Origin of the sequence: Ochrobactrum sp. CGA5, from assembly GCF_006345815.1 — a bacterium.
GTDB lineage: Bacteria > Pseudomonadota > Alphaproteobacteria > Rhizobiales > Rhizobiaceae > Brucella.
Window position 1 is genome coordinate 72,321 of record NZ_VCIG01000009.1, and the last position, 14,901, is coordinate 87,221.

Sequence of the window (14,901 nt, forward strand, 5' to 3'; positions counted from 1 at the left end):
GTCGGAAACTGATGAAGCGAATTTTGTCATCATGCAGACGCAAGCGCGTCCTCGCAAGCCTTGAAAGGCGCAATTCCCCGTTATCGTGCGCCGGGCCTGACGACAAAATCCGCGTTGCGCGATTGCGCCACCACCAGTTCGGCATTGGGAATATCGTTGGAAAGGGCGCGGTTTCGGGCGGTTTCGGCATCGAAGCCGAAGCTGAGCCAGCGATTAATCAGGCGGCGTTCCAGTTCGGGAAAAGGAACATCCAGATAGATCGTCATGTCGAAAAAGGGAGCAAGCTGCGCCCATGGCTGCTGATCGAGCAACAGATAATTGCCTTCGACCAAAAGCACGCGGTGCTCCGGGCCGACCGCGGATGCCGCAGCACGGGAAAGCTCCAGAGAACGGTCAAAGACCGGGATGAAGATTTCGCCCTCAGCCTGTTTCAGACGCTGCAGCAACACCGCAAATCCGGCGCAATCGAAGGTGGATGGCGAGCCCTTGCGGCCCAGCAACCCGCGCTGGTCGAGAATCCCGTCATCGAGATGAAACCCGTCCATGGGAACGACGATGGACGGCGTGTCGTCACCCTTGTTGATAGCCTGGAACAGATAGTCGGAAATGGTCGATTTCCCGGCCCCCGGCGGGCCGGCAATGGCCACGATCAGGCGCCCCTCGGTGTCCGCCAGCCGCGCAAGAATTTCCGAAGGCAGGGCTTCGCGCTCAATAGGCGTCATGTCCGGTTTCCGTGATTCGTCCTGTCAGCTTATCAGAAGCTTAAGCCGTTTCCTTCGGGCTCATCGCACCGGTCATCAGGGCTACAGCGTCCGACATTGAATATTCCTTCGGGTCGATGACCGTCAGGCGACGTCCGAGCCGGTGAATATGGATGCGGTCGGCGACCTCGAACACATGCGGCATGTTGTGCGAGATGAGCACGATGGGCATGCCGCGCCGCTTCACGTCCTGAATGAGTTCCAGCACACGGCGCGATTCCTTGACGCCCAGTGCCGCCGTTGGCTCGTCCATGATGACCACCTTGGAGCCAAAGGCTGCGGCGCGCGCCACCGCAACGCCCTGACGCTGGCCGCCCGAAAGGGTTTCCACCGCCTGGCCGATGTTCTGGATCGTCATCAAGCCCAGCTCGGACAGTTTTTCGCGCGCGATCTTTTCCATCGCACCGCGATCCAGCATGCGGAACAGCGAGCCAAGCGGTCCCTTGCGGCGGATTTCACGGCCCAGAAACAGATTGTCGGCAATGGAAAGCGCGGGCGAAAGGGCAAGATTCTGATAGACAGTCTCGATACCGGCCTGCCGGGCTTCCATCGGGGAGTGGAAGCTGACCGGTTTGCCGTCGAGCAGGATTTCGCCCTCGTCCGGCTTGATCGCGCCGGAGAGCGCCTTGATGAGCGAGGACTTGCCCGCGCCATTGTCGCCGATAACCGCGAGGATCTCGCCCGGATACAGATCGAAATCGGCGTGATCGAGGGCGGTGACGCGACCATAGCGCTTGACCAGCCCCTTGGCGGAAAGAACAGGCGTAGTGTTCGTTTTCATGCGGCAGCCTTTCTGATCCACTGGTCGATGGCGACGGCGGCAATGATGAGAACGCCGATCAGCAGATAGGTCCATTGCGGATCGGTACCCCACAAGCGCAGCCCCAGCGAAAACACACCGACGATCAACGCGCCAAACATGGTGCCGAGAATGGAGCCACGTCCGCCGAAGAGCGAAATGCCGCCGATCACCACGGCGGTGATGGATTCGATATTGGCGAACTGGCCCGCTGTGGGTGAAACGGAACCGAGGCGGCCAATCATCGCCCAGCCCGCAAGCGCGCAGATGATGCCGGCCAGCACATAGACCGATATGAGGATCGGCTTGACCGAGACACCGGAAAGCTGTGCCGCTTCGGGATCGTCGCCAATGGCATAAACATACCGTCCCCAGGCGGTGTGGTTCAGCACATACCAGAACAGCAGAACCAAAAGCACCATGGCAATGACGCCATAGGTAAAGACGGCGCCGCCGATGCGGATGCTCTCGCCGAAGAATTGCAGGATTGGCGCCTCAGCCGTGATTTCCTGTGCTCTGATGGTCTCATTGGCCGAATAGAGGAAATTGGAGGCGAGGATAACCTGCCACATGCCGAGCGTCACGATGAAGGGTGGCAGGCGCACATAGGCCACCAGAAAGCCATTGATGAAGCCGCACAGCGCACCCGTGGCAAAGCCACAGAGAACGGAAAGTTCGGCGGGAAGACCGTAGCGGAAAGTGAACTGGCCCATCACCACCGATGACAGAACCATGATGGCACCGACAGAAAGATCGATACCTGCCGTTAAAATCACAAGCGTCTGCGCCACGGCGATGATGCCGGTGATGGCGACCTGTTGCAAGATGAGCGTCAATGCAAAGGCGGAGAAAAACTTTCCGCCAAGCGTGATGCCAAACATCAACAGCGACAGGACGAGCACGATCAGCGGCACCGCTGCGGGATTATGATGCAGGAAATTCCGCATCCGATAAAGCAGCGACTGGTCGCCCGTATCGAATGAGGCGACATCGGCCGCGCTCTGCGACAGCGTCTTTTCATAGTCCTGCATAGACGGTTTTTGTGCAGCGGAAGCCGCCTGTGGCTCACTCATGTCTGTCTCCTGCCCGCAGAAAGGGTCGGCAGATCTTCCGATCTGCCGGACCTGAACCCAAAGAGCCTATCAGCCCCAGCACTTGTCGAGTGCGGTCTTCGTGTCGATGGAAGGAACGCCGTCAACCGGCTTGTCGGTGACAAGCGACACGCCCGTATCGACAAAGTTCTTGCCTTCGGTCGGCTTCGGCTTTTCACCGGAGTCGGCGAATTTCTTGATCGCCTCGATGCCGAGCGCCGCCATCTGCAACGGATATTGCTGCGATGTCGCGCCGATAATGCCTTCCTGCACATTCTTGACGCCGGGGCAGCCGCCATCGATAGAGACGATCAGCACGTCCTTTTCGCGCCCGACAGCCTTCAGCGCTTCATAGGCACCAGCGGCGGCAGGTTCATTGATGGTGTGGACGACATTGATGTTCGGGTCCTTCTGGAGAAGGTTTTCCATCGCGCGGCGTCCGCCTTCTTCATTGCCATCGGTCAGATCGCGACCGGCAATACGCGGATCGTCCTCGTCACCAAGCTTGGTCTTGTCCTTCGGATCGATACCGAAGCCAGTGGCAAAGCCTTGATCGCGCAGCACATCAACGCTCGGCTGTGATGCCGTTAGATTGAGAAACGCCACATGCGCGTCCTTGGCCTTGTCTCCAAGCGTCGCCGCTGCCCATTTACCAACCAGTTCGCCAGCAAGGAAATTGTCAGTGGCAAAGGTCGCGTCAGCCGCGTCGGCAGGCTCCAGTGGCGTATCGAGCGCGATAATGAGCATACCCGCATCGCGCGCCTTCTGAAGCGACGGCACTATGCCCTTAGTGTCGGAAGCCGTGATGAGAATTCCCTTGGCCCCATCGGCGATGCAGGTTTCGACGGCCGCAACCTGACTTTCGGAATCTCCGTCGATCTTGCCCGCATAGGTCTTGAGATTGACGCCGAGCTCCTTGGCTTTGGCGATGGCGCCTTCCTTCATCTTGACGAAGAACGGATTGGTGTCGGTCTTGGTGATCAGGCACGCGCCGACATCGGCAGCATTGGCCGTGCCAGCAACGGGCAATGCAGCGCCAAGCGCGAAAGCAGCAAAAGCTGCCGACAGAACAGTCTTCTTCATGGACTCCTCCCAGATTGAAACCGGTCCTTTTCCCCCGGCAGGGCAGAAGCAAAACACGGCTTTATAGGAGAGTCAATTAATAAATCCACTTGATTTATTAATATGCTGTGTCACTCTGAAAGACGGAGGAGAGAGGACCGATAAAGGAAAGCGGCAGACTGGTCGTTTCATTGCGGTCTATCTTAAGCATTTGTTTTTATTTCCTATCCCTTGCAAAGAGGGCTTTTTCTCCTTCGACGGTTGGTTTAGGAATTCCGGCATTCCATGGCTGCGTTTCAAGATTGCATTCCATGGCACGGAATCTGGGAGAGGCTATGGTCAGGCATAAAGTTGAAAGCGAACCAGACAACGGGCCTGCCGATATGCCTTCCGGCACACTGTCAGGCGCCCTTTCTGGCCCCCTTTCCGGCACACCGGGACCTGCCATGCTGAAATTCACCGGACCCGGCGCGAGCGTCAATCGCGGTTCAAACCAGATCGGTGTGCGGGCCTATAATGAGCGGCTAGTTCTCGCACTCGTGCGCCGGCACGGCCAGCTTGCCCGCGCCGACATTGCGCGTCTGACCGGACTTTCGGCGCAGACGGTTTCCGTCATCATCCGTGCGCTGGAAAAAGACGGCCTCATCACGCAGGGTGAACGGGTTCGTGGCCGTGTCGGCCAGCCCTCCATGCCGATGCGCCTTGCCGCCGACGGAGTTTTCTCCTTCGGCCTCAAGATTGGACGGCGCAGCGCGGAAATCATCCTGATGGATTTTCTGGGCGCGATCCGCGAGCGCCAGCACATCACCTATCGCTGGCCCGTGCCGGGCGAAATCCGCCGCTTCACCCTCGACAGCATCAACGCTTTCACGGCAGCGCTCGAACCGGCCAAGCGCGACCGCATTGCAGGGCTCGGAATCGCACTGCCATTTGAATTGTGGAACTGGGTCGAGGAAGTGGGCGCACCAGCCGAAGATTTGGATGCCTGGCTCGGCGCCGATCTGGTCGGCGATTTCGCCAAGTCGTTTTCGTTTCCTGTCTTCGTGCAGAATGACGGAACCGCAGCTTGTGGCGCTGAACTGACCTTCGGTCGCGGGCCTGAGTTCACTGACTTCGTTTATTTCTTCATCGGATCGTTCATCGGCGGCGGCGTGGTGCTGAACAACACGCTCTATCCGGGCCGCACCGGCAACGCGGGCGCGCTCGGCTCCATGCCCATGCGCATGCGCGGCACGTGGGAACGCGGTGAAACCTTGCAGCTCATCGACACCGCCTCGCTGTTCGTCCTCGAGCGCATGTTGCAGGAGCGGCATCTGCAATCCGACGATCTGTGGCTGTCACCGGAAAACTGGCGCAACTTCGGCACTCCGCTCGACGAATGGGTGGCGCTTGCCGCACGCGGGCTGGCGCATGCGGCAGTGGCAGCCGCCTCGGTGATCGACTTTCCAGCCGCCGTCATCGACGGCTGGCTGCCGGGCAATGTGCGGCACCGCATCGTGGAGGCAACCCGCGTGGAACTCTCATGTCTCGACCTGCAAGGCTTGCGCGCGCCGGAAATCATCGAGGGCAAGGTCGGTGTTCATGCCAAGGCGATGGGCGCGGCAAGCCTGCCGCTTTCCAACCGCTATCTGTTCGACCAGAGCGTGCTGTTCAAGGATGCAGGATAGCTCCCTTGATCGCCTTGTCGATATCTTTCTTGGGACCATAAAGCGCAAGGCCGACCAGATCGGGCGCGTCGGCATTTTCGGCCTTGAACACGGCACGGTTGGCGACGTCATGTCCGGTCTCGAACATGGCCCGCACATAGGGCGCACGGATGAGATCGCGCTGGATTGATTGCTGCCAGGCCCGTTGGAGGACGTCCGGTGTCGCGGAGAATATCAATATCGGCTGGCCGAACAGGCAAGTATGCTTGCGGCCTGCCGCATCTTCATATGGGTCGCCCATCGCCTGTGGAACAGCGCTGGAGACGCCGGTTGCAATAAAGGCAGTCACGTTGAGCTTCTGCCAGACGGGCAGATCGTGCAGGACGATAATGGCTACTTTTGTCTCGAAAATCATCGGTGCTTCCTCTTTTCGAGAGAAGACCTAGCTCTTTCCGGCTGCAATTTCTGGAACGTTTGTGCGTCCCCGGCGATAGGCGGCGGGCGTCATGCCATAGGCGCGGCGGAACCAGCGCCCCATATGGCTCTGGTCGGCAAATCCGCTGAGCGCTGCGGCATCCGCTGGCGCTACTTTCTCGCGCAACAGCCGCCGCGCTTCTGCCAGGCGTAACTGCACGAGACAGGCGTGCGGCGAGGTGCCGTACTCGCGCCGGAACCCGCGTGAAAGCTGGAAGCGGTCGGCAGCCCCCACCGCTTCCGCCAGTTCATCGAGGCCGAACTCCTCGTCGAAGCGCGCCCGCAGATAGTCCATCGCGCGGGCTGCAACCGGATGCGGAGCCACCCCTTTTTCTGTCGCCTCCTGCCCAAGATGCCGGGCAAGATGGTTCGTCACCTGGTCGCGACTGTCCTCGATCATCAGGCGCGGGGCTTCAAGGAAGATTGCCTCGCAGGCGCGGGCGACCGCCTGAAACAACAGCCCGTCATCGGCGAGCGTCTCGCGAAAGCCGATATGCGCGTCATTGCCGCCCATCGCGCTTCTCACCAGCGCTTGCGGCATATAGAGCATGTTATAGGCAAAACCATCCGCCGCGACCGCCTGCCCGTCATGGCGTTCGCCCGGCTCGATGAGAATCACGCGCCCCGGCGTACTCTGCCGCCGCCTGCCACGGCAGAAAAAATCCTGTACCCCCGCATGGGTCACGCCGACGAGCCATTCGTCATGGAAATGCATGTCATAGGCGTGACTGTGGAAACGCGCCGCCACGGCTTCCAGGCCGGTGGCGTCGTCGCGTTTCAACCGCATCACATCGCGCGGGCCATTGATAGGGCTGACATTGTCGGTCATGACGGAATTTGTAGCACGGCCAGCGACAAACACACGCTTTGTTATTTTCAATCAATAAGTTTGATATAGAACGGTCTTAAAACCGTTCTATCTGTTTGTTTCCACGCAGTTTCGCACGGAAAACCGCTTCGCACTTTTCCTGAAACTGCTTATGTTGTCTTGCAATGACCGCAAATGCCGACAAGGTGTACCGTACCAACTGATTGAATCAACCGGGAAAACCATGACCGTAACGACAATCGCGACCACGCCATACCAGGACCAGCAGCCGGGAACTTCGGGCCTGCGCAAGAAGGTTCCGGTTTTCCAGCAGCCTAATTACGCTGAAAACTTCATCCAGTCGGTTTTCGATGTGCTGGAAGGTTTTGCCGGCAAGACGCTCGTGGTCGGCGGCGACGGACGCTATTATAACCGCGAAGTCATCCAGAAGCTCATCAAGATCGCCGCCGCCAATGGCTTCGGGCGTATCATGGTGGGTCAGGGCGGCATTCTTTCGACGCCTGCCGCCTCCAACATGATCCGCAAGTACAAGGCTTTCGGCGGCATGGTGCTTTCTGCAAGCCACAATCCCGGCGGGCCGAACGAGGATTTCGGCATCAAGTATAATATCGGCAATGGCGGACCCGCGCCGGAAAAGATCACCGAGGCGATCTTCGCCCGTTCCAAGGTGATCGACCAATACCGAATCGCCGATGTGGCCGACGTCGATATCGACGCGATCGGCACAAGCCGGATCGGCGACACCGAAGTCGTCATTTTCGATCCCGTTACCGATTATGCCGAATTGATGGAACGCCTGTTCGACTTCGATGCTATCCGCACCATGATCAAGGGCGGGTTCCGCATGAAGTTCGACGCGATGCATGCCGTAACCGGGCCTTATGCCAAGGAAATATTCGAGCGCCGTCTCGGCGCGCCGGAAGGAAGCGTCGTCAATTTCGTGCCCCTGCCCGACTTCGGCGGCCATCACCCGGACCCGAACCTCGTCTATGCCAAGGATCTCTACGATCTGCTGATGTCCGACGATGCGCCGGATTTTGGTGCGGCTTCCGATGGCGACGGCGACCGCAACCTCATCATCGGGCGCGGCATCTTTGTCACGCCATCCGATTCGCTTGCGATGCTCGCCGCCAATGCGCATCTCGCGCCGGGTTACAAGGACGGCATCAAGGGCATCGCCCGCTCCATGCCGACCAGCGCCGCCGCCGACCGCGTGGCGGACAAGCTCGGCATCGGCATGTATGAAACGCCGACAGGCTGGAAGTTCTTCGGTAACCTGCTCGATAACGGCAAGGTCACGATCTGCGGCGAGGAAAGCTCCGGCACCGGCTCTGATCATGTCCGCGAGAAGGATGGCCTTTGGGCGGTTCTGCTCTGGCTCAATATTCTGGCGGTGCGCAAGCAAAGTGTGAAAGACATCGTCGAGGAACACTGGGCGCGTTTCGGGCGCAACTATTACACCCGTCACGACTATGAAGCTGTCGATTCGGATATCGCCAGACAACTGGTGTCCGACCTGCGCGGCAAGCTTGCAAGCCTGCCCGGCACGACCGTCAACGGTCTCACAATCGAGAAGGCCGATGACTTCGCCTATCACGATCCGGTCGACGGCTCGATCAGCGAACATCAGGGTATCCGCATCTATTTTCCAGATGGCGGTCGTGTGGTGCTGCGCCTGTCCGGCACGGGTACGTCCGGCGCGACCATCCGCATCTATATCGAGCGCTACGAGGCTGATATAGCCCGACACAATCTCGACACGCAGCAAACGCTGGCCCCATTCATCGAAGCGGCAGAACAGATTGCCGAGGTGAAAAAACGCAGCGGACGGACTGAGCCAAGTGTTATCACCTGACAAAGAAAAAAGGGCCGGAAACGGCCCTTCTTTCATTCAAAGACAATCGCCGGAGCGGGCCTGCCTGCTCCTTTGCCGCCCTTCATGTTTTCCCAGACTCTGCGGGCAATCTCGCGATAGATTTTCGCATGTTCGCTATCCGGTTCCTTGACGGTGATCGGCGTGCCCGCGTCTGAATAGGCACGCACATCCATATGCAGCGGCACTTCACCCAGGAACGGCACGTCGAGGCGTTCCGCTTCCCTGCGCGCGCCGCCATTGCCGAAAATATCGTAGCGTGCGCCGGTGTCGGGGGCGATGAAATAGCTCATATTCTCGACGATGCCGAGAAGTGGCACATCCACCTTGCGGAACATGTTCAAGCCCTTGCGCGCATCGATCAGCGCCAGATCCTGCGGTGTTGAAACGACAACAGCGCCCGCCAGCGGCACCTGCTGCGCCATGGTGAGTTGTGCGTCACCGGTGCCGGGCGGCATGTCGACCACCAGAACGTCGAGTTCGCCCCAGGCGACTTCGCGAAGCATCTGCGTCAGCGCCGACATGACCATCGGGCCGCGCCAGATCATCGGCGTTTCCTCATCCACCATGAAGCCCATGGACATGACCTTGATGCCGTAATTCTCCATCGGCTTCAGGATGCGGCCCTCGACCGTTTCCGGACGGCCGGAAAGGCCAAGCAGGCGGGGCATGGATGGCCCGTAAATATCGGCATCTAGAATGCCAACCTTCAGCCCGTTGGCCGCAAGACCGAGCGCCAGATTGACCGCCGTGGTTGACTTGCCGACGCCGCCCTTGCCCGATGCAACGGCAATGATCGCGCCAACGCCCGGAATGCCGGGTTTCGTCGCCGCACGCGGCGGTGGCGAAGGATGGCGATGCTGTGCCGGTGCGGCGGCGGGTCGAGCCTGATGGCTGGATTGCGGCTTCGGCGCTGGTGGCGCATCGTCGCTGGTACGTCCGCCCTTCTTTTCGGCGGTGAGCGTGACCAGCGCGCCGGTAACGCCCGGAATTTCCTTCACTGCCTTTTCAGCGGCCAGCCGCATCGGTTCAAGCGCATCGGCGCGCTCGGCAGGAACCGTGATGGAGAAGAAGACCTTGCCGTCAGCAATAAAGATATCCGACACCAGTCCGAGCGACACAACATCGCTTTCGAAATCCGGTCCCGTCACGGCCTTCAGCCGTTCCTGAACCTGTTCGCGTGTTACGCTTGTCATTTCGATTCCCTTGATTAGGGAGCAAGAAGGGCATGTTCAGCGTGGCGAACACCGTCTCCTTAACTGCCTATTCCCATATTCCCTTACTGCCTTATTCCCTTTTCATCAAAAGGCCAATGCCCGTCTTGAGCCGCGTCAGGCTGCCTCCTCGTCACAGGCTGCACCTTCAGGACGATGACCCATCAGGTAGAGCGCACAGGTCGTGCGCAGCATGGAGGCGAAGTTCGGGATTGCACCATTGGCCTGAAGCGCTTCATCGTAAAGCGTCGAGATGAAGCGTGGCGTCGTCAGGTTCTGGCTAGCTGCGATCTCGTCCAGCAGACGCCAGAAGGTAGCCTCCAGCTGAATGCTGGTGGAATGGCCGCCTATGCGCACGGAGCGGTTGATCGGCCGGTAGCCTTCCGGGTCCTGCTCGGCGAAAACCTTGCACATGGGTTTCTCCATTCTTCAGAGCGCAGTTCAATCCGACTGGATCCAATCGACGCTCTAACGTCTTTTACTTCGAGCATAATTTTGTCGACCCTCGTCTCACAGCGGTCGGATTATGCTCTAAGAGCATGAACGTCGCTGTGGTAGCCAATTGCCACCACACCGTCGCTTTTTTCTTCATAATCGACAACCAGCAAAGCAATCGCAAGCCGCTTTTGAAGAAGCGGCAAAAGAAACAGGAGTAGCTTGTGGCTAAAGCCATTCATTCGATGATCCGCGTTCTCGACGAGGAAAAATCCGTTTCCTTCTACAACCGGGCTTTTGGCCTCGATATTGCCGAACGCATCGATTTTGAAACCTTCACGCTGATCTATCTGCGCAATGCCGATGCCGATTTCGAAGTCGAGCTGACGGTCAACAAGGGGCGCACGGAACCTTACGATCTGGGTGATGGTTATGGTCATCTGGCCGTCGTGGTCGAGGACGTCGATGCCGAACATGCCCGCTTCACCGAACTTGGCTTCAAGGTCGGAAAGCTCGTCGATTTCAAGAATGACGGCGTGCAGCTCGCCCGCTTCTTCTTCGCAGAAGACCCGGACGGTTACAAAATCGAGGTTCTGCAACGCGGCGGACGTTACCGGTAAACCCTTCTCTATCGTCTTTCATCACCGGGATCCCGGCTGCTGGAAAACAGAAACGGCGCGACCAATTCGCGCCGTTTCTGTTTGATGCTTGGCAAAGACGGTTCGCATAGGCTAGGTAAATTCGGCTTGAATGGAGAAGCTTTGAGTTGAAGATGAGCATCGGCCAATATCGGATGTCTCTGGCGATACGCGTCCTTAGCGTATTCGCCTTGATGTTCATCGCCTTTGCGCACAAACCCATCGATTTCAATGCGCCCGACAGCTACCAGCTTGCCCAGTATCAATTGCCTGATGGCACTTATCCCGTACTCTGCATCGGTGATCATGGTTCCGATCCGGGCCATCAGGGGCACGACGAGCATCTAAGCAACACCAGTTGCGAAGCTTGCCGGATTTCATCAGCCTTCCTGTGTCCTGCCCCCGCCGGTTCTACTGGTGCTGCCCCGCATGTCGCCATGGCAGACGGCATCGTGCCGCCGCAACCGATCCTGCAGCACAACACCTACCCGCCATCGGCACCGCCGCAAGCGCCGCCTCTCGCCTGAATAATATCGTTTAAGCGAATGCGTTCCTTCAACCGCATTCGGCAACGAAACGCGCCTGAACTTTGTTTCGGCGTGCCTTCCAACGATTATTCAGGTTTAACACAATGAAGAACTATCGTATTTTCGCCTCGGCCATCTCTATTCTCGCGCTTTGCGCCTCTGCCGGCATGGCCAATGCCCATTCCTCCCTCGGCCAGAGCGAAGCCAAGGCGGGCAGCTTCTACAAGGCAACTTTCCGCATTCCACACGGCTGCGACGGCAAGGCCACGACCGAAGTTAAGATCGAGCTTCCCGAAGGCTTCATTTCCGCTCAGCCGCAGGTCAAGGCGGGCTGGAAGATCGAGACAGTCAAGGGCGATTACGCACAGAGCTACAAGGTGCACGGCAAGGATGTCACTTCCGGCATCCGCGAAGTTCGCTTCACCGACGGCGACCTGCCCGGCGACTTTTATGATGAATTCACCGTGGTCGGCCAACTTGCCAAATTCGACAAGGATACGATACTTGCATTTCCTGTGACTCAGCTTTGCGGAAGCGACGCCTCGGTTGCCTGGACCGATATTCCCAAAGATGGCCAGAATCCGCACGATCTTGCGCATCCTGCACCACAACTGCTGGTGAAGACCGCGGACGCCGACGATGATCATGGCGGACATGATGGGCATGGCAAGATGGGTCATGCTTCCATGAGCGCAGCAACGCCGACGAAACTGGGCGATCTGGAAATCACCGTGCCTTCGGTGCGCGCCATGGTTCCCGGTTCCAAGGTTGCAGGCGGTTTCCTGACCATCGTCAATGACGGCAAGGATGATGACAAACTCGTTGCCGCCACGACTGACGGCGTCAAGCGCGTCGAAATCCATGAGATGTCGATGCAGGACGACGTGATGAAGATGCGTCAGCTTGAAGGCGGTCTGGATATTCCGGCAGGCAAGAAGGTTGAGCTGAAGTCCGGCGGCTATCACCTCATGTTCATTCAGCCAGAGAAGCCATATAAGGAAGGCGAGACCGTTCCTGTCACGCTGGAATTCCAAAAGGCCGGCAAGGTGACAATCGATTTCCCCGTCACGTCCCAAAGCGGTCAGAAGGACGAAGACCATTCGGGTCATTAGAGTGCCGTGCGTCCTTTCGGGCGCGCAAATAACGCTCTACCCTTATTAAACTACGCATCGTGCTTTCCGAAAATCGACCCGATTTTCGGGCCGACGCAGTAAAGCAGGCCAAGAGCATTCCCGGTAAACCGCGCACGGCCTGCGCGGTTTCGGGAAATGCATCAAAGCTCGCGCACAAAGGCCTGCTCCGTTAGCAAAGGGGCGGATGATCGCGTCCTCTCTCCTTCGCGCATTATGCGCCCGTTTGCCGCAACCGCTGCTCCCCCACAGCGGTTGCGTTCCTCATTAAATGCTGTAAACATGAGTATTGTTGTCTAGAATTGTTCCAAACAATTGAAATCTAATAAGATTTTAAACTTGAGTAATTGACTCTAGATAGTTTTCCATGCTTCTATGCATGGTGCAAATTCACAACCTTTGATGTCTGGGCCTTGAACCCTTTCGATTGGAGGACCCTATGATTGGTCTCGGCGAATGCCGGTCCGCAAATGTCGACGGCCTGCCCTGGCAGCTCGGTCTCTTGCCGACCGGATATTGCAATGTGCGGAGGGAAACTGAACGCCCCTCGGCAGGAATGCAGGGTTCACGCCCCGCGCGCACGTCTTCATGTCGAACCTTCTGCGGGAGACGAACATGAACATGCGTATATCCCAACTGAACGGTGCCAACAGTGCGGGCTATTTCGATCGCCTGCCGGAGAAGCTGGTGCTGGAAGGTTATCGCCGCTGGACCGCGGGTTTCGAGACAGGCTCAATCGTCCCATGGGAAATGACCTGGGGCCTCTATTCGGAGCTGCTTGGGCCTTCGGAAGCAAAGCGCGCCGTGGGTGAGCTCTCGCATTTCATCCGCGTTTTGCGCCATTGCGCCAGTTGTCAGTTGCGCGCTTTCCCTTTCGACTCTCACCATGTCTGTCGTGAGGAATGCCTTACGCTGGGGCTGATTTCCGGCATCCAGAATCAGGATGGGCTGCTGCTCGATACCTGCCTTGAAGCCATTGCCTGTCATCGCCGCTGCGACGATGTGGCAGGGGCGGCTCGCAATTTTGCCGACACGCTGGCTGATTTCGGCCAGACTTTGTTGCCAATACCGATCCATGCCATCGACAGCGCTTTGAATTTTACGCCGCGCGCGACTTTTCACTGACCGGCCCCTGACCGGCACCAGATCCGCCCCTAGCCGGAAAAGTCACAGCGTTTTGCAAATGAATGTGATTCCAGATTTCAAGCCGCTGTCCTGCGGCGCAAGGAGATAGAAATGCAGGCCAGAACCGAACGACGCCTCGGCATTGCCGCCGCCCTCGTCCTGACCGCAGGAGCTTTTGTCATGCCGGGCGTATCCACCCAGATCGTGCAGAACGATGTTGCGCCGCAGGACCAGGTTCATATGGCCGCGGCAGGAAATCTGCGCGCCGAGCTGAGCCACTTCATCAATCTCGACGAAGCCATGCTGAAGTCGGTGCGCTACGAATAATCGTATCGGATCTGATACAAAAAGGCCGCGCCAGATCAGGTTCGGCCCTTTTTAAGGCAGCAAACCAAATACTTACCCCACGATGATCGGCGCCTTGCCCTGCACGCGGTTGTAAAGATCAATAATGTCCTGATTCATCAGGCGGATACAGCCGGATGACATGGATTGGCCGATCGACCACCACTCCGGCGAACCGTGGATGCGATAGCCGGTGTCGCGGCCATTCTGGAAAATATAGAGCGCACGCGCGCCCAGCGGGTTCTGCGGACCGGGTTCCTGACCGTTGCGGTATTTTGCCAGTTCCGGCTTGCGCTGGATCATTTCCGGCGGAGGCGTCCAGACCGGCCATTGCTTCTTGTATTGGACGTTGGCCGTGCCCGACCATTCAAAACCCGCCTTGCCGATGCCGATGCCATAGCGCAGCGCTTCTCCGCCCGGCAGAACGTAGTAGAGAAGATGGTCCTTGAGGCTGACGACGATCGTTCCCGGCGCCTGCCCTGTCGGGTCCGGCACGATCTGACGGCGGAACTGCTTCGGCACCTTCTGGTACGGAATCGCGGGCAATGAATACGGCCCCTCCTGCACGGCGGCATACATGACGTCCGGCGTCGTGATATCGCGGTCGACGCTGATCTGGGGACGCATCGGCGTAATCCCACCGGTCGACATCGGATCGACATTCATCTGGAAGGCCGACATATCCATCGTTTGATTACAACCGGCGGCACCAGTGAGGAGGACAGCTCCGGTGCCAAAAAGGAAGCGGCGGCGGCTCGGATCGTCAATGAACTTGGTCATGCAAATTACCCGCACTCAAGGGTGGCAACACAGCCGTCAAGCGACCGTCATACTCAAAAGCAATTTGCGTTCTTATGGTTGAAGAACAGTTAAGCAACTCGCGTAAACGTCCCTGAAAATACCGCTTGAAAGCATAAATTGCATCGATTGCGACAATTCAATCGATTTAAGT

At 58.2% G+C, this 14,901-nt stretch carries 16 protein-coding genes; 7 read left to right on the plus strand and 9 right to left on the minus strand.

What is annotated here, in order from left to right:
* Positions 1–80 precede the first annotated feature (80 nt).
* From FJQ48_RS09980 to FJQ48_RS09995, 4 genes are all read right to left on the minus strand, one after another.
* Positions 81–722, minus strand: coding sequence for a nucleoside/nucleotide kinase family protein (locus FJQ48_RS09980; protein WP_139974975.1), 642 nt, complete (start codon positions 720–722; stop codon positions 81–83).
* 40 nt (positions 723–762) lie between these two features.
* Entirely contained in the window at positions 763–1,542 is a 780-nt protein-coding gene (locus FJQ48_RS09985) for an ATP-binding cassette domain-containing protein (RefSeq protein WP_139974976.1), read from the minus strand.
* Entirely contained in the window at positions 1,539–2,633 is a 1,095-nt protein-coding gene (locus tag FJQ48_RS09990; RefSeq protein WP_139974977.1) for an ABC transporter permease, read from the minus strand. The genes FJQ48_RS09985 and FJQ48_RS09990 overlap by 4 nt, the downstream gene beginning before the upstream one ends.
* Positions 2,634–2,702: 69 nt before the next feature.
* Positions 2,703–3,734 (minus strand): sugar ABC transporter substrate-binding protein, encoded by a 1,032-nt coding sequence (locus FJQ48_RS09995; protein WP_139974978.1) that lies wholly within the window; start codon positions 3,732–3,734, stop codon positions 2,703–2,705.
* Between the two features lie 314 nt (positions 3,735–4,048).
* Between FJQ48_RS09995 and FJQ48_RS10000 the strand changes: the two genes are divergently transcribed.
* Positions 4,049–5,380, plus strand: coding sequence for an ROK family transcriptional regulator (locus FJQ48_RS10000; RefSeq protein WP_139974979.1), 1,332 nt, complete (start codon positions 4,049–4,051; stop codon positions 5,378–5,380).
* On the opposite strand, the gene FJQ48_RS10005 is transcribed toward FJQ48_RS10000, so the two are convergent.
* Together FJQ48_RS10005 and FJQ48_RS10010 are read right to left on the minus strand one after the other, a co-directional pair.
* Positions 5,364–5,774, minus strand: coding sequence for a DUF2000 domain-containing protein (locus FJQ48_RS10005; protein ID WP_139974980.1), 411 nt, complete (start codon positions 5,772–5,774; stop codon positions 5,364–5,366). The two genes, FJQ48_RS10000 and FJQ48_RS10005, sit on opposite strands and share 17 nt — an antisense overlap.
* 27 nt (positions 5,775–5,801) lie before the next feature.
* Positions 5,802–6,662 (minus strand): AraC family transcriptional regulator, encoded by an 861-nt coding sequence (locus tag FJQ48_RS10010; RefSeq protein ID WP_139975102.1) that lies wholly within the window; start codon positions 6,660–6,662, stop codon positions 5,802–5,804.
* 223 nt (positions 6,663–6,885) lie between these two features.
* On the opposite strand from FJQ48_RS10010, the gene FJQ48_RS10015 reads away from it, so the two are divergent.
* Positions 6,886–8,517 (plus strand): alpha-D-glucose phosphate-specific phosphoglucomutase, encoded by a 1,632-nt coding sequence (locus FJQ48_RS10015; protein ID WP_139974981.1) that lies wholly within the window; start codon positions 6,886–6,888, stop codon positions 8,515–8,517.
* A 32-nt stretch (positions 8,518–8,549) separates the two neighbouring features.
* On the opposite strand, the gene apbC is transcribed toward FJQ48_RS10015, so the two are convergent.
* Together apbC and FJQ48_RS10025 are read right to left on the minus strand one after the other, a co-directional pair.
* Complete coding sequence (gene apbC, locus FJQ48_RS10020) at positions 8,550–9,731, minus strand: iron-sulfur cluster carrier protein ApbC (RefSeq protein WP_139974982.1); 1,182 nt, start codon at positions 9,729–9,731, stop codon at positions 8,550–8,552.
* 135 nt (positions 9,732–9,866) lie between these two features.
* Positions 9,867–10,163 carry a ribbon-helix-helix domain-containing protein gene (locus FJQ48_RS10025; protein WP_139974983.1) on the minus strand — a complete coding sequence of 99 codons (297 nt, stop codon included), beginning with the start codon at positions 10,161–10,163 and terminating at the stop codon, positions 9,867–9,869.
* Between the two features lie 245 nt (positions 10,164–10,408).
* On the opposite strand from FJQ48_RS10025, the gene FJQ48_RS10030 reads away from it, so the two are divergent.
* From FJQ48_RS10030 to FJQ48_RS10050, 5 genes are all read left to right on the plus strand, one after another.
* Positions 10,409–10,804, plus strand: a complete 396-nt coding sequence (locus FJQ48_RS10030) for a VOC family protein (protein WP_139974984.1) — start codon at positions 10,409–10,411, stop codon at positions 10,802–10,804.
* Between the two features lie 146 nt (positions 10,805–10,950).
* On the plus strand, positions 10,951–11,349 hold the full coding sequence (locus FJQ48_RS10035; protein WP_139974985.1) for a hypothetical protein: 399 nt from the start codon (positions 10,951–10,953) through the stop codon (positions 11,347–11,349).
* A 104-nt stretch (positions 11,350–11,453) separates the two neighbouring features.
* Entirely contained in the window at positions 11,454–12,461 is a 1,008-nt protein-coding gene (locus tag FJQ48_RS10040) for a DUF1775 domain-containing protein (protein WP_139974986.1), read from the plus strand.
* A gap of 633 nt (positions 12,462–13,094) precedes the next feature.
* Complete coding sequence (locus FJQ48_RS10045; protein ID WP_180350170.1) at positions 13,095–13,604, plus strand: hypothetical protein; 510 nt, start codon at positions 13,095–13,097, stop codon at positions 13,602–13,604.
* A gap of 111 nt (positions 13,605–13,715) precedes the next feature.
* Positions 13,716–13,931 carry a hypothetical protein gene (locus tag FJQ48_RS10050; RefSeq protein WP_139974987.1) on the plus strand — a complete coding sequence of 72 codons (216 nt, stop codon included), beginning with the start codon at positions 13,716–13,718 and terminating at the stop codon, positions 13,929–13,931.
* Between the two features lie 72 nt (positions 13,932–14,003).
* Here FJQ48_RS10050 and FJQ48_RS10055 read toward each other — a convergent pair whose 3' ends face one another.
* On the minus strand, positions 14,004–14,729 hold the full coding sequence (locus FJQ48_RS10055) for a L,D-transpeptidase (RefSeq protein ID WP_139974988.1): 726 nt from the start codon (positions 14,727–14,729) through the stop codon (positions 14,004–14,006).
* Between the last annotated feature and the right edge of the window lie 172 nt (positions 14,730–14,901).

Excerpts from the sequence above, each read along its gene's own strand:
- FJQ48_RS09980 (WP_139974975.1), bottom strand. The coding sequence starts at position 722 with ATGACGCCTATTGAGCGCGAAGCCCTGCCTTCGGAAATTCTTGCGCGG.
- FJQ48_RS09985 (WP_139974976.1), bottom strand. The coding sequence starts at position 1,542 with ATGAAAACGAACACTACGCCTGTTCTTTCCGCCAAGGGGCTGGTCAAG.
- FJQ48_RS09990 (WP_139974977.1), bottom strand. The coding sequence starts at position 2,633 with ATGAGTGAGCCACAGGCGGCTTCCGCTGCACAAAAACCGTCTATGCAG.
- FJQ48_RS09995 (WP_139974978.1), bottom strand. The coding sequence starts at position 3,734 with ATGAAGAAGACTGTTCTGTCGGCAGCTTTTGCTGCTTTCGCGCTTGGC.
- FJQ48_RS10000 (WP_139974979.1), top strand. The coding sequence starts at position 4,049 with ATGGTCAGGCATAAAGTTGAAAGCGAACCAGACAACGGGCCTGCCGAT.
- FJQ48_RS10005 (WP_139974980.1), bottom strand. The coding sequence starts at position 5,774 with ATGATTTTCGAGACAAAAGTAGCCATTATCGTCCTGCACGATCTGCCC.
- FJQ48_RS10010 (WP_139975102.1), bottom strand. The coding sequence starts at position 6,662 with ATGACCGACAATGTCAGCCCTATCAATGGCCCGCGCGATGTGATGCGG.
- FJQ48_RS10015 (WP_139974981.1), top strand. The coding sequence starts at position 6,886 with ATGACCGTAACGACAATCGCGACCACGCCATACCAGGACCAGCAGCCG.
- apbC (WP_139974982.1), bottom strand. The coding sequence starts at position 9,731 with ATGACAAGCGTAACACGCGAACAGGTTCAGGAACGGCTGAAGGCCGTG.
- FJQ48_RS10025 (WP_139974983.1), bottom strand. The coding sequence starts at position 10,163 with ATGTGCAAGGTTTTCGCCGAGCAGGACCCGGAAGGCTACCGGCCGATC.
- FJQ48_RS10040 (WP_139974986.1), top strand. The coding sequence starts at position 11,454 with ATGAAGAACTATCGTATTTTCGCCTCGGCCATCTCTATTCTCGCGCTT.
- FJQ48_RS10045 (WP_180350170.1), top strand. The coding sequence starts at position 13,095 with ATGAACATGCGTATATCCCAACTGAACGGTGCCAACAGTGCGGGCTAT.
- FJQ48_RS10050 (WP_139974987.1), top strand. The coding sequence starts at position 13,716 with ATGCAGGCCAGAACCGAACGACGCCTCGGCATTGCCGCCGCCCTCGTC.
- FJQ48_RS10055 (WP_139974988.1), bottom strand. The coding sequence starts at position 14,729 with ATGACCAAGTTCATTGACGATCCGAGCCGCCGCCGCTTCCTTTTTGGC.